Source organism: Spirosoma profusum, assembly GCF_014699005.1.
In the GTDB taxonomy this organism is placed as follows: Bacteria; Bacteroidota; Bacteroidia; order Cytophagales; family Spirosomataceae; genus Spirosoma; species Spirosoma profusum.
Genome location: NZ_JACWZY010000075.1, coordinates 1 through 13,739 on the forward strand (window position 1 = coordinate 1; position 13,739 = coordinate 13,739).

At 46.7% G+C, this 13,739-nt stretch carries 14 protein-coding genes and 1 pseudogene; 5 read left to right on the top strand and 10 right to left on the bottom strand.

From position 1 onward, the window contains the following. Nucleotides 1-141: 141 nt before the first annotated feature. From IC229_RS34865 to IC229_RS34890, 7 genes and pseudogenes are all read right to left on the bottom strand, one after another. Nucleotides 142-297 carry a hypothetical protein gene (locus IC229_RS34865; protein ID WP_190893622.1) on the bottom strand — a complete coding sequence of 52 codons (156 nt, stop codon included), beginning with the start codon at nt 295-297 and terminating at the stop codon, nt 142-144. 179 nt (nt 298-476) lie between these two features. Continuing rightward, entirely contained in the window at nt 477-1,574 is a 1,098-nt protein-coding gene (locus tag IC229_RS34870; protein WP_190893624.1) for a hypothetical protein, read from the bottom strand. Nucleotides 1,575-1,587: 13 nt separating this feature from the next. Continuing rightward, nucleotides 1,588-2,052 (bottom strand): annotated as a pseudogene (locus IC229_RS35655) (transposase); the annotation flags it as partial. 12 nt (nt 2,053-2,064) lie between these two features. Continuing rightward, nucleotides 2,065-2,424, bottom strand: a complete 360-nt coding sequence (locus tag IC229_RS35660) for a transposase (protein ID WP_223834400.1) — start codon at nt 2,422-2,424, stop codon at nt 2,065-2,067. 65 nt (nt 2,425-2,489) lie between these two features. Beyond that, nucleotides 2,490-3,416 carry a hypothetical protein gene (locus tag IC229_RS34880; protein WP_190893626.1) on the bottom strand — a complete coding sequence of 309 codons (927 nt, stop codon included), beginning with the start codon at nt 3,414-3,416 and terminating at the stop codon, nt 2,490-2,492. A gap of 72 nt (nt 3,417-3,488) precedes the next feature. Continuing rightward, a complete protein-coding gene (locus IC229_RS34885) occupies nt 3,489-4,565 on the bottom strand; it encodes an IS701 family transposase (protein ID WP_190893628.1) in 1,077 nt (358 codons plus the stop codon). A 474-nt stretch (nt 4,566-5,039) separates the two neighbouring features. Then, the gene (locus tag IC229_RS34890) at nt 5,040-6,359 is read right to left on the bottom strand and encodes a vanadium-dependent haloperoxidase (RefSeq protein ID WP_190893630.1); all 1,320 of its coding nucleotides are present in this window, start codon (nt 6,357-6,359) and stop codon (nt 5,040-5,042) included. Nucleotides 6,360-6,782: 423 nt separating this feature from the next. Here IC229_RS34890 and IC229_RS34895 point away from each other — a divergent pair, with 423 nt between their 5' ends. Next, on the top strand, nt 6,783-7,610 hold the full coding sequence (locus IC229_RS34895; RefSeq protein ID WP_190893632.1) for a helix-turn-helix domain-containing protein: 828 nt from the start codon (nt 6,783-6,785) through the stop codon (nt 7,608-7,610). A 464-nt stretch (nt 7,611-8,074) separates the two neighbouring features. On the opposite strand, the gene IC229_RS34900 is transcribed toward IC229_RS34895, so the two are convergent. Both IC229_RS34900 and IC229_RS35665 read right to left on the bottom strand, forming a co-directional pair. Continuing rightward, entirely contained in the window at nt 8,075-8,833 is a 759-nt protein-coding gene (locus tag IC229_RS34900; RefSeq protein ID WP_190893634.1) for a LytR/AlgR family response regulator transcription factor, read from the bottom strand. Beyond that, on the bottom strand, nt 8,790-9,947 hold the full coding sequence (locus IC229_RS35665) for a sensor histidine kinase (protein WP_223834401.1): 1,158 nt from the start codon (nt 9,945-9,947) through the stop codon (nt 8,790-8,792). The genes IC229_RS34900 and IC229_RS35665 overlap by 44 nt, the downstream gene beginning before the upstream one ends. Before the next feature lie 222 nt (nt 9,948-10,169). Between IC229_RS35665 and IC229_RS34910 the strand changes: the two genes are divergently transcribed. The 4 genes from IC229_RS34910 (at nt 10,170) to IC229_RS34925 (ending at nt 12,302) form a co-directional block, all read left to right on the top strand. Beyond that, nucleotides 10,170-10,628 carry a nuclear transport factor 2 family protein gene (locus IC229_RS34910; protein WP_190893636.1) on the top strand — a complete coding sequence of 153 codons (459 nt, stop codon included), beginning with the start codon at nt 10,170-10,172 and terminating at the stop codon, nt 10,626-10,628. Between the two features lie 135 nt (nt 10,629-10,763). Then, nucleotides 10,764-11,357, top strand: a complete 594-nt coding sequence (locus tag IC229_RS34915) for a hypothetical protein (protein ID WP_190893638.1) — start codon at nt 10,764-10,766, stop codon at nt 11,355-11,357. Nucleotides 11,358-11,387: 30 nt separating this feature from the next. Then, entirely contained in the window at nt 11,388-12,116 is a 729-nt protein-coding gene (locus tag IC229_RS34920; protein WP_190893640.1) for a hypothetical protein, read from the top strand. A 30-nt stretch (nt 12,117-12,146) separates the two neighbouring features. After that, complete coding sequence (locus IC229_RS34925) at nt 12,147-12,302, top strand: hypothetical protein (protein ID WP_190893642.1); 156 nt, start codon at nt 12,147-12,149, stop codon at nt 12,300-12,302. Nucleotides 12,303-12,487: 185 nt separating this feature from the next. On the opposite strand, the gene IC229_RS34930 is transcribed toward IC229_RS34925, so the two are convergent. Beyond that, on the bottom strand, nt 12,488-13,570 hold the full coding sequence (locus IC229_RS34930; RefSeq protein WP_190893644.1) for a serine hydrolase domain-containing protein: 1,083 nt from the start codon (nt 13,568-13,570) through the stop codon (nt 12,488-12,490). Nucleotides 13,571-13,739 lie beyond the last annotated feature (169 nt).

Below are 13,739 nucleotides of genomic sequence, written 5' to 3' on the forward strand. Positions count from 1 at the left end.
AGTTGGTTGTTTTTTTGTTCTTTCACGACTTTGCGAAGTTAAGCACTTGCAGTGTCCCGATTTATTAGACCATCTCAGGAATCAGAGCTAAAATCTAAGCGGTACTTGGTGCCCCTTTCGGTCGTAAAGGCAAAGCCGCTATCAGTCTCGCTTAGTAGGTAAGGAGAAAGGTTTGACGAACTTGATGCTGGCCGGTTTTCTAGACTCATCACCACTCTGATAATATTCGGCTAACTGCTTTTTGTCCTGCATCAGCTTCTGAGCCAGATCGACAAGACGTTTTGTTTTCGTTGCCATAGCGATTCTTTATAGTTATGTAATCTATAGGCACTTCAATTCCTCTGAATACCATGAATGATAGTATAGTAGCAGCCCAGCAAAGAAACGCAAAATTTGCGTATTTAGTTGAGCTTACTTTGTCTACTCATCGATATCAACAATCCATGCTATCAAATCGTAAATAATTAGAGACAAGATTAAGCATTTCTAATTAATCGTCGACAGACAACAGCGGCTACATCAGCATTACCTTTCAGCAATAGTAAAGGGTTCTTACCGGTTAGCTTTCCGATCTCAATTCCCTGTTTAAAAGCAGTTACCCGACCGATGGTATTGAGCTTAATTGATGTTGTTTTAAGTCGACCAACGAATATTATTCGTTTATTAGTCAAGAAGAGTTGTCCCGTGTCTATTCGCTTCAACAGCCCAAACTTGGTTTGGTGGGCGGGCGAGTTAGCTTGTAAATCAACTTCCTCAAACACTTTATCTTGAACGTAGTGGTCGTCATAACTGGTTCGACGAGCCGTTGCTCTTTCTTCGAACCATTGTACGTCTTCGGAGTGCCAATGGCAATGCTCCTGTTTTTGAAGGGGTAAGCTTATCTCAATAATTGGCAAATCAGCGTTTTCAAGTACCCAATAAAGTTTATACCGATCCAATGTACGCTTCGTCGCCTGATCCGGTTTAATGCCTAGATTTTTACTAATCTGCTGTAACTGCCGCTCTTCTTCAGGTGTAATCCGGGCATCGGCACTGTATTCTTCAGCTAAACGAGCGAAGTAATTGCTACGCACTTCTTCCGAGATTTTATTTGCTAAATCAGATGGCAATGAAAGAGTTTGCTCTAATTGAGACAGAAAATACCGTTCCTCGGAGGAAATGACGCCATCCTGGATTACTTCTTCAAAACACTGTTGGTATATACCAGCTCCGACTCGGGCATGCAGGAGTTCAATCGTTTGATTTGGCAGTTGCAACAGTATTCGTAAGTGAGTTAAATCGGCCAATTCTTCTTCTGACAAGCTACTGTCATCCAAAGCATAGTTAAGATAAACGGCATAGAATTCTTCCAGATTCAATCCAAACTGTTTTGTTAATGACAAACCGTACTTACGTTCAATCCTATCAATCTCTGAAATAGGTATAGAACAGATGGCGCTCGATGCCAGCACGTTATTAAGCTCAATGACCGCGTTTTCAATCGGGTGCTGGTTTAAGAGTCGCTGCATAAAACTTTGCGGCTCCAGTGGACGCATTTCAAAGACCGTTGCCATCGTACTTACGGTAGGTTTCATAAATTGAAGCTGTTTAAACATTCTTTTTTCGATTGACTCTTCGTAAGAAAATGACCGAGAATGCGATGAAATGCAAACTCATCCAGTTTCTGACCGAAAATTCAAACCGCACTAAGAGAGCTTTGAAGCCCTCCATCCAAGCGTTGGCATGCTCAATCACCGAACGATCCTGATAAAGTTGGTCATCAAAAATATGGGTACCGCTTTCGTAGGCGTGTCCTGCTGAGTTGGCCGTGTTTCTGGGGTTCTCTTTGACATTAGCGATAATCTCTTCTTTTTCACAAGCGGCCACGAACTCGGCGGAATCAAAGCCCGCATCTGCGTTTAAAAACAAACCTTTTAAATTCAGACCTGCCTCTTTGAGCAGTCGACAGATTTCGTCAAACAAACTCTGGATTTGAAACAGGTCATGATGCTGGCCTTCTTGCGGAGTGCTCATGGCTAGCATACCCCCTTGATTATCTGCCACAAAAAGTGCATTTGTGGTGTTTCAGGCTTTTCTGCCCTGATACCCTACGCCATCGCCCCCGTTTTTAGCTGGGGTGTGACTACCATCAAACTCGACGCTCGACATATCCAGATACTTCCGGTTTTTAGAGAGAATATTAATCCAGATTGTGCGCCAGCAGTCGGCTTTACTCCATTTGTTGTAATAATAAAAAACCGAGTTCCAGTGCAAAACCTTGTCGGTGAAGAACTCTTTGGTGGGTAATTCGCGCCATTGGCAACCCGTCTTAAGCCGATGAAAAATGCATCTCACAATTTCGGTTAGCGGTACTGTGGTATCAAATCCGCGCGTTCCGATGGTAAGATGGGGCAAAATCCAGGTTTCAATCATAGCTTTGTCCATGATCCCCATTGCTGTGTGTATTTAAAGTTGGCACTTCAAAATTCACACGGTTTTGGGGATTTTGACTAAAGTTTAAACAGCTTCATTGGTTTATTCCAGTTACAGACGCCCCCGTGATGAGAGCAAGCGCCACGTCCCTTGGCATTAGATGGACTATCTGAGCCGTCGCAACAAACCGTCTGATAATAGAGCAGTTTTCTAAGGAGTGGATTCAACTGGTCATATAATTTGGTAGCAGGTTTATAACCGGCTTCGGAAGCTTCATATAAATCGGCAATCGCTTCACGTTTACGGCCTAACTTTTGGTAGCAGAGTGCTCGTTTATAATGGTACTCTGGGTCGGCTGAACCATCTGCCATCAAGGCATCATATTGTTGAACGGCCAATTGGTGCTGCTTAGTTCGAAAATAATTTTCGGCTAAACCAGCCCAGATATGCTGACGTTCTATTCCATTGACTTCTGATGTAAGCCGTACAGCTTGTTTGTAAAACCCAATTGATTTGGCATAAGCGCCTTTTTTCAACTGTCCGTCCCCTTTTGTTAAATAGGTTCGTAAGCTATCTAAACGAAGCATGGCTTGACGATTTGCTTCCTGTTCTGCCTTCTGTTTAGCAATCGCTGCTAATCGGGAGGCTTCAGCAGCCTGGGCTACTTGCTCACGATATTGTTGACCGGTTACAACACAGGAAATAACGAGCAATCCCAAAACACCCGCTTTCAAAGCAGGGGTGAAATAAAACCGAAGCCCCTTTTCGATCCGGTGCCGCCCCCAGGGAGAAGCAAAGAAAGCGAGGAGCAGTAAAGAAAAGCTAAACCCAGTATGGTAAGACCAAACAAGTAGAGCAGCTAGCGCTGAAACAGCAGCCATCGCCCACCATAGAAAATCAGCTGGGTCAGTGACTGGAGTGGCTTCGGGTTGGTTTTGCTGCCGGAAATAATCCGGCAATACACGGTGTTTCTCCGGGATTAAATGGGGTACATAGTGTTTCATTAAACAATGTTTAAGGTGTCAGGCGAGCTTATCAATAAAAGCAAAATTTCACTCTGACTTAACTAACTGAAGTTACGCAGGCAGTATGTTTGCCAGCAGATTGTTTTGTTGCATAAGCCTTAATTCCGCTAAAGCAGCCTGAATGGCTTTGATGTAAAGGCGACCTTTGAGCGCAAACTGATTGGTGCATTCGGCAAGTTTCAGTCGCTCTAATTTAACAAAAGCACAAACCGATGCCAGCAGGTGAATGCTTTGAGCAGGAATGCTACGAGCCGGTGAATTTTGTAGAGACGTATTGTTTTTCAGGGATTTATGGTAATCCTCAATGCCCCACCGTTTTTGATAGGTTGTCAGGATTTGTTGGTAGCTCATCGTGGTGTCGGTGGTTAATAGCAATAGTTCGCCTACGGAGCCATCCTGGTTGGGTAGGATGTCTTTACAGACCAGTACAGGGGCTACCACCGACCGGATGTAAACCTCACGTGGGACGCCCACGGCCAGAGAAACACTACTGATTGACACGAATCGGCCATTGGCGCGATCCTGTTTGGAAAGAGCCACCTCCAGATTGGTTGTGAAAGCACCTAACCAGTGCTTTTTGATAGCTAAGACCGCATTGATATTCTCGGCATTGGTATACCAACTGTCAGCCAGTACATAACGGAAAGGAATGACATTTTGATGGGCTTGGTAAAGCAGTTCGCGAAAAGCTTCATTCTTGGTTTGGGGCGCTTTCCAGACTTGTTTTTTGTCTTTGAGTTGAGATTGCCAGTACTTGATAACGATATGTAGACCCACTGGCAGCAGGATGTCGTCCACGCGGTAGAGCAAGCTCAAAAAGTTGATGGCTTTGACATACTCGTTGTGGGTATGGTCAAAGTAGGTACTCACCAGGCCCGTTTCCTGAGTGTGGGGTTTATGGAGTAGCGAGTCGTCAACCCGTAACAATCCTTGGTCGGTTTGGTGTTTGGGGACCAGGGGCTTGACGGTTTTCCAGAGTGTTTGGCCGATTTGATGGGATTGGCTCAAAAAACGGGTCACATCGTCATGGCTGATCTGGTCGTCGAGTAAGCGGGCCATATTGGTAGCTGATGTTTGGCCAAATGAGCTGAGCAAGTAGTCAGTGTAGAGATCCAGGTTGGTTTGCATGACCAAAGATAATTTGTCCAGTTAACCCACTTGCGTAACTTCAGTTAATAAAGTAACTTATTTTATAATCTCATGCAATCGTTCAATCACAAAACTTTAGGCTAAATACTTGAGGATTACTCTTCTCGTTAAACCCTCCTAAGTGAGACGATAGAAGCTTCATGTCTGTGCTTCTAAATTGGAGCGAATAAAGGAACGGGAAATAAGGGTGTTGTATAAAAAAATTAGTAGAGATAAGTGTCAGGATAAAGCCCTGATTATCAAATGGATTTATCCTGACTTTAGTATATTAAAGCTGGGGTTTATGAATAGAGTTTAGGTAGCCCCTAGGCAGCTTCGGCATCGCTGTTAAACTAGTAATTTTCCTTTAGAGAAGGTAGGTATGGCAAAAGCTGTTTACCAAGTCCCCCAACGACAGTAGCGTCTACGCCATCGTCGCCCAAACGGTATTCTGACGTTGCTAGCCAGGTCGGCCTACTTGATCTTCAGCTGATTGATCATACTACCTACTTTGGCTCCCTGGGTCAGTCCAGTGCTAATGGATGGTGCATAATGAATACCGCCCAGCAGCCGAGACCGACCCGCTTCCTGAGCATACTCCTGAAACGTATTGTAGGACCGAATACCATAGCTCGACGCATAGCTGTTGTCACTAAACTTGTAGCTGGTGCCAAACAACTTTTCCAGCACGGCGGCACTGGCGGCTGATACGACCGCGTGAGCGGCCGAGTATTCTGGATGGGGCGGAGTAGGAATAACCGGATTCCAGGAGGTCTTTTTCAGTACGTTGCGAATGTAAGTAAAAGGCCGAAGCAGGTTATAGGTGTACTTTGTTTTAAAGGTCGAGACGGCTGCGTCACTCAGCGCAATACCGTGCTGGGCATAAGCGGCTGCGGCTTTGAACAAGTCCTGGTTGGTCGTTACCAACAGTTGGGTCAGAATGTTGGTAGCGTGGGCCGGAACATTCAGATTGCCCGGCGTATCGGCCCAAAACCGCGCCGTGGTCGTATCGGTTTTGGTGAGCGATTGGGAGGTCGTATAGACCTCGTTCACCATTGCATAGAAAGCCGAACTGGGATCTTCGGAGTAAGGGGTCGGTGGCCCAGGCTGCGAACTGACCGCACTATTGGCGATAAACGTTCGGTTGTTATCCCAGCGTGGTAAAATGGGGGCTGCGGTGGGCGTAGGTACCCATAATCCGGGCCCGACCGGGGGCGTATAGGTGGGGTCGGTCACATTTTTATAGGCCTGATGGCCGCCATCCGTTTTGGACCACTCAAAGATTGCATTAGCTACCTGCCGACCGTAGGTTTCGGCATTCGTTAGTTTGTCAGGAGGGGTAGCGGCCTGAAAATGAGCCTTATAAATCGTTTCCAGCGAATCGATGCTTTTCAGGTTGGCCGCCGATGTACTTTCAAAGAACTGCCTGGTCAGGCTGGCCATGGCTGCGTTGAGGCTTTCGGGCCAATAGTACTGATCGGCAGCTTGGCTGGGCGTGAGAGCATTCCCGCCAATTTGGGCCAGCAGTGAGGTGTTACCCTCGATGCCGGGTAGTACGGCTTCATACATCGTAATTCCTGCATAGCCAAACGAGCGGTTGGAAACGATGGAATTGTAGCCGGTGGTGCTAAGGGTCAGCCGGATCTGCATCTGCATCCAGGCATGGGCAACGTCGGCCGACAAAACTGCGGGGTTGATCGGGCGGTGATCCTGGCAGGAACCTACTAGTAGGAGAAAAACGAGCCGCCAGATGGAGGATCGCAGGAAGCGTTGGGGAGGGGTAGATCGGTTCATTTTTCACGTACGCTAGGTGAAACTATGCCCTTTTGTTCAATTGCGGCTGCGTCTGTCTGGCCGGTAGATGCTACCGATCGCCAACCGGAGGCTTAAGCAGAGCGCTACGTAGGCTATAAGGGCGATGTAAAATTAAATCGGTGGCCTCTTCCTGTATTGTAAAAAACCGTCAATTTCGTTACTAGCAAAAAGTGGGAAACTGATGATCCCCTTGCTATTCTTGGGGCATGCATGACGTGGAAACTGACGACTGAAGGCTTAGACCACCCAGAACCCATTCACTCCCTTCATTCCTAAAAACAGGAATGAAGGGTCTGACGAATCAGCCATACATTCCGGTTAATATTTTTAGGCTGAACCGTTTCCACCTTTAGCTTAAAATGGCCATATTAGGCTTTGCGAAACGTAGCCAATCAACTGGATATGAAGTACGTAGAATATCCCCTTAGTCCCCTGTTAAAACCCTTTGTTACCCGAGTTTGGGAGTTTGAAATGGACGTACCGATGGGTGACGTGATCCATCAGCCTGACTGTTGCACAGCTACGACTCACTTCATGTTTAATCTGAAGCCCCCCTTTAAAACAAGGCGGGGTGATCAACTCATTCAGGCGAACATTACGAATTTGATTACGCCCCTCACCAAGCCTGTCATCAATATTTTAGAAGGGGCTCATTTACATATTGGCGTCGAGTTTACCCTCACGGGTTTTCATCGACTGTGGCAAATTCCCTTGTATGCCATCAATTCGTCGGACACTGTACTCTATGATTTACAGGCGGTTATTGGGCCAGAAGCTCGTCGGGTCTATAACCAATTAGGAGAAGCCCAGACAACGGTCCAACGGTTTGATCTGATGGAAAAATTTTTACTTCGGCACATCAACAGCAAACCCACCAAGGCGGGGTTAGTCGAGGGGGTTGAGCAGCTGGTTAAGAAAGAACCCGAATCCGTATTGATTGATAAGCTCCTTAAACAACTTTATTGTAGCGAGAGTACGCTCTTGCGTCATTTTAACGAGCAACTCGGCATTTCCCCTAAAACGTACCTTCGTATTCAGCGGTTTCAACGAGTCCGTAACCAATTGCTTGAAAAAACTGATTGGCGCTGGCAAACGGGATTTGTCCATGTCGATTATTACGATCAAGCCCACTTTATCAAAGAATTCGTGGCCTTTTCGGGCCGGTCGCCTTCCCGTTATAAAACAAGCATGAATGAGGTAGAGGCATTTTTTTCTAAATGCTTTCATTGACAACTTCCTTTCAAGCCAACGATTCATTAGGTTGGCAAAACGAGAACGTACACTATGTATTAAGTTAGATAGGGATAAAACCAATCAACCGTGAACTTGAAAGGGACTTTTTCAAAAAAGACTCCTGAACGAGACGAAGGAGTGTTCATGTATCTGCTTCTTTATTGGGGCGTTTCAAGCAACACTATCTACTTTTTGAGGCTATTCTAACAAGTACGGAAAAAGATTACAACGCTGGCTAAAGTCGCCAGGAAATAAATAAGCCGTGAAGTAGACACAGAATTGGGCGAACAAGCTATCGCTCACAGGGAGCAAAATATGGCGTTCAAATCACGGGTAAAAGCAAGGTTTAATTCCGCAACTAGGCACTCACTTTAATTGTAAAGCACTTATTGTCATCGATCTACAAACGGGTGGCTTGCCTGTGGGTCTCTTTCGGCATCGTCAATTTTTACGCGGTCAGGCTAGGTATAGTTCAACAATTTTAACGCCTGCTGCCGGTATAATTTACCAATGGGTATTAAGTGACGGCCAATAGCGATCTGATCGGAGGTAAATGAATCAATCTTGTCCAGGGAGACCAGGTAGGAACGGTGTACCCGCAGAAAGGAAGGGCCAGGCAGCATGGCTTCCAGAGCCGTGATGGCGTATTTGGTGATGATGGAGCCTTTGGTTGTGTGAAGCTTGACATAATCTTTCAGGCTCTCTACATAAAGAAGATCACCCAGAAAAACCTTAACCATTTTCCGCTCCGCCCGGAAATACAGAAAGGTATCCATAGCCGTTTCGGGTTGGGGTGCCGTAAGCGGTTGGCTGATGGGCGGAAGCTTGTGGTCGGGTAAGGCTTTACTAACCGACTTTAAAAACCGCTCGAAACGGATTGGCTTAATCAGGTAATCGGTAACGTCCAGCTCAAAGGCCTGTACGGCATAGTGCTCATAGGCCGTTGTCAGCACAATTTTGGGCGGTTGGGTTAACGTTCTGATCAGCTCGATACCCGTTAGTTGCGGCAGTTGAATGTCTAAAAACAACAGATCGATCGGCTGCTGTTTTAAAGCCGAAAGGGCCTGAATCGCGTTGGTGCATTCACCGATCAGGCTAAGCATAGGTACCTGCGTGACATACCGACGTAGTACGTCCCGGGCAGGGGGCTCATCGTCGACAATCAGGCAGGTATAGTTAGTCCGCGATTCCAGTATAGACTGGTTTGACAGGCTCGGCATAGACGTGTGTTAAGGTAAGTGTCAAGTTAACAATATACATCTCTTCTTCATCATGGATGGCTAGTTCATGCTGGTCAGGGTAACTTAATGCCAGTCGCTTTCGAACGTTAGCGATGCCGATACCGGGTAAGGAATGCTTAGGGTCCGCTGGCTTACCATTGATTAGTTTCATCGCCAGAATATCGTCGTGTAGGGTTAAGGTTAAGCTGATCCAGGGACTTTCGATCATGCGACTGGCCCCATGCTTGAAGGCGTTTTCGAGAAAGGGCAATAGCAGGAGTGGGGCAATGAGGTGATGGGTCGTTTTGGGCAATTGCACCGCCATGTCAAGCCCTTGATCGTACCTCGCCTGTTCTAACTGTAGGTAATCGCTGATCATGGTTAACTCCTTTTGGAGGGGAACCAACGGCTGATTACAATCATACAAGATATACCGTAGCAAGTGCGAAAGCCCCAGGATCATCCCGGATGCTTTCTGGGATACGTCTTGTGTACAGGAATAAATCGTATTGAGCGTATTGAATAAGAAGTGCGGGTGCACCTGGGCTTTCAATATCTGAAGCTCGGCATTTGCCTTTTCTTTTTCCAGTTGAAGAGCCGTTTGTTGCTTTTCCTGAAAGCATTTCAACAAGTGTATGGCCGCAGCTACCCCGCCTACGGTAATACTTCCTCGTAACCCGGCCAGCATGGCTAGGCCGAACTGAACCGAGAAGGCAGGATGCGGCTCCCTGGCCACAACGGGCGATACCGGATCGGCAAGTCGGTGGCGGAGCTGATCAATAATGGTCATCGACAAGCTAGCCGATAAAGCCGCGGTTAGTAAAACCAATACCCCTGCACAAAGAGTAGCCAGGACGTACTTACCGGGAATGACCAGCCTGGGAATAACCAGATACATCAGCGAATAAGCCAGAAATAAGCTCGGTATGAGGTAAATCAGCGTTTCCGGTAAGGTAATCAACAGGCGATGTCCAAAGGGTTGCCCTTGCAAGGCGGGGGATGGTGAAAAGGCATACAGCAGCAACTGGAACAAAAACCAAAGTAGCCAGAACGTCAGATGCCGACCGAAACGCCAGGCTGTCGTTTTTGAATAAACAAACGGGAGTTGCTCCATGATTAGTAGGGGTCGGCCACTAAGATACGGATCGGTACGAAGATAAACCGAAGATCAAGTATGTATTCGACCAAGGTGGCAAAGTTGTCGATAAGAACATTTGGTCGACGACGAAAGGCTCTTATCGACAAAAAAACACGATCTGTTTTCAGGGCCGAATCATTAGGCGACTTCTCAAAAAATGCAGTACCGTCTTGCCTACTTTTGAGAGAAACGAACGCCATGAAAACGTTGCTCACTCTCTTTTTACTACCCCTAGCAACCACCCGTGTGTTGGCCCAGGTCGATACAACCAGCTATCCGAAAGAACGACAGGCGATCCGGGAATTACTACGCCACCAGCAACCCGGCCCCCTGATCGACTGTCCTGATTTTATTGCGGTTGGTCCCAAAGGCGATATTTCCTTTTCCCATCAGCAATGGCTCGATGTGCAGAAAAAAGAAAAGCTGATTTTTAAATCGGTCCAACCCGTTGCCGGCCATCAATTTATCCGCATTTATGAGGGCACGATGGCGGTGGTTAACGCGCTGATCAACGTAAAGTTGGTGGTTGACGGGCAGGATGTGACTATCAACGTACGTCGGTTGGAAGTATATCATAAAGTGGCCACTGGCTGGTGTCGCGTAGCCGGTCAGGGAACCCAGGTGGATGAAAAACTATTTCCCGTTACTGGTAAATAACCGACTTATCTTCGTCAGGCGTCAGCCAGGATTGCTGTCACACCAGGTAAGCGCAAGCTCTTGATTTGAAAGCCTATCGTGCGTCAATGGCCAGCTTGCTACGTTTCTTTTCAATCTATACTCAATATAACGATTATGAACAAACTACTTATTTTTTGGACAATCCTGTTTTTATTAGCCACTACTTGCCCGTTACAGGCTCAAGTCACCAACACGAATCTGTTTATGGGTATTGCCAATCAGGGGGGGACTGGCAGCTTCAATACGACCTATGGCTTCAGAGACAATATCGCAGGGGCAACCAATTTTCCGGCTTTTACTCAGGGAACCGGAAACACCCTGGTAGGTGCCAACGCGAGCAACTATACCACCGGCTCAGACAACACGCCCGTCGGCTTCAATGCAGGAGCGTGGTATCTTAGGGGTTCTCAAAATGTGTTTATCGGCTCGGGGGCATCTGGTCAGTTTTATGCAGCCGAATCGCCTACTACCAGCTCCAAAACAATGGTGGGCAACAGCTTTGTTGGGTATGGGGCGGGTTATAATAATCTGGGCGATTACAACGTGTTTGTCGGTCATCAGTCCGGCTATAGCAATGTGACAGGCACAAATAATGTCTTTGTGGGGACTAATACAGGCTATGCCAATACGGGATCTAGTAATACGTTTCTGGGCTACCAGGCCGGTCAGCGTAACACCACAGGGTCCAATAACCTTTTTCTGGGTTGATTATCAGGGCAGGCCAATACCACGGGCTTATTGAATGTGTTTGTGGGTGGTTATACGGGGTATAGCAACACCACTGGCCAACTCAATACGTTTCTGGGTTACGCTACCGGCTCGAGCAATACCACGGGTAGGGTCAACACCTTTCTTGGCGGGTATGCCGGAGAGAGTAACACCACGGGCATCCAAAATACGTATGTAGGCTATCAGGCGGGTCGAGCGACCACTACGGGCAACACCAACACGATGCTGGGCTACCAGGCGGGCAGTAATGTCACCACGGGCAATAACAACATCATCATTGGGCCAAAGTCGGGCACTGCGGTCACGGATGGGAGCGACAACGTATTGCTGGGCTACAATAGCCAGACTGAGGATGGACTTCAAAATGCCATTGCCATTGGGGCTAATAGCCAGGTAACCACTAGTAATGCACTCATCTTAGGTAACAAAGTCAATGTAGGTATTGGTAGCTCAGCACCCACCAACCGTCTCCAACTTGTCAGTGAATCTCCCCATACCAGCGGGCTTAAGTTAACTAACCTAACGGCTGGTAGTCCAAATGCCCTTTCAACGGATCAATTCCTAACCGTAACTGATCAGGGAGAAGTGGTCAAGGCACGTTATAAACTTAGGATTAACAACATCAGGGAATGGAGTGATCAGGTGTTCAGTCCAACTTATCCGCTGCGCTCGCTCGTTTCTGTTGCTTCTTACATTGCCCAGTATTGCCATTTGCCCAATGTTCCCTCAGCAGAGTAGATAGTCAAACATGGTGTTGATTTGGTGAAGATGAATGCTACCTTGCTGGAAAAAGTGGAAGAGTTGACCTTGTACTCCATTGGTCAAGATCGAACCAATCAACAGCAACAGAAGCAGATTGAGAAACAACAGCATAAAATTGAACGACTGGCGAATCTAGTTCAACAATTGCTGGAAAAGAAGTAGTATCCTGCTTCCAGGACTTGGTTCAACTCAGTTTTATCATTGAACAGCTTGATAGCTATTACTTGAAAATCTCAAAAAATGCTCCCAAGTGAGACGAACGAGCGTTCATGTATATGCTTCAAAATTGGGGCGTTTAGTGAGCTACCTATTCCCAGTAAAATTGAGTTTAACACCCCAACACCTTCTTAGTTTTGACCTAGTACTTTCGAGATTTCATAGGCCATCCCGGGAAGGGAACGAAAGATTGTTTCGCTCGATTTATTGGCCAGCAGAACCACGCCACTTTGCTGTTTAGGATATAAGACCAAATAGCTATTAAAGCCGTTCGTACCTCCATCAGCCCAGACCTGTAGTCGATTAGCCTCGGGCTGGTAAGAAAACCAACTCAACCCAAGGCTATATATTTCAGGAGAAGCCGTATCAGCTGCTCGCATGGCCACTACTTTGCCCGTTGAAACCCTAACATCGATTGTTTTTTTCACACTTAAGCCAGCCACCTGATTGGATGAGCTTAAAAACAATTGGATGTACTTGACCAAATCAGCGGTAGTACTCCCTATCCCACCGGCCAATTTAAAATAGGGCATGACCGACTCGTACACCGCCGATTTACCCTCGGCGGTGTAGCCAGTAGCAACTTGGGCTGAATGGATAGCAGGTAAAAAGGAAGTACTCTTCATCCCAATGGGCTGAGTGATGTATTTTTTAAGCAGTTCCTCAAAAGGCTGCTGATAGACATCTTCCAGTATATAACCCAGTAATTGTCCGGCCGCATTGGAATGTTTGGGATGAAAACCGGGTATCGTATCCAGCTTAACGGTGTGTAAGGCCGCTAGCAAGTCTTGTTTAGTGAGTCGCTGATAGACCTTGATCTTGTAAGATAAGGCCGAATCAGCGGTCATTGTTTTCATTTGGGCGGGGAGTTCAGGTAACCAATCGGGCAATAAGGAGGTGGTATTAGCTAAGTGAACTAAGCGGATGGGATGACCTTTATAAGCTAAATTCGGATAACTCCCCTTTAGATACGTTCGGATATCATCCTGTAGACTGACCTTGTGTTCAAGTACGGCCTGAGCCAAGATGAAACTGACAAAGGTTTTGGTGATTGAGCCCACTTCATAGATGGTATGTTGGGTTGGAGGCTGATGTTGTCCCACTGTAGTGGTGCCAAAATTATAAAAGTAGCTTTTCCCATGATCGACAATACCAATGGATAAGCCCACCGTTTTGGGGTCTTTACTAAAGGTGGTTCCAAGTCGGTTGACCAACGTATCCAGTCTAAGCGGAGCCGAAGAAAGGCCTTGTGCCGATGCAGAAGTAGTAATGAAAGCGCTTAAAAGAGCGAGTAATTGAATCCTTTTGGAGTTGCTACATTTGATTGGAGACTTTTCTTAGGCAGATTTGGGGATAAACATCAAAATGACCATGACGAAACGA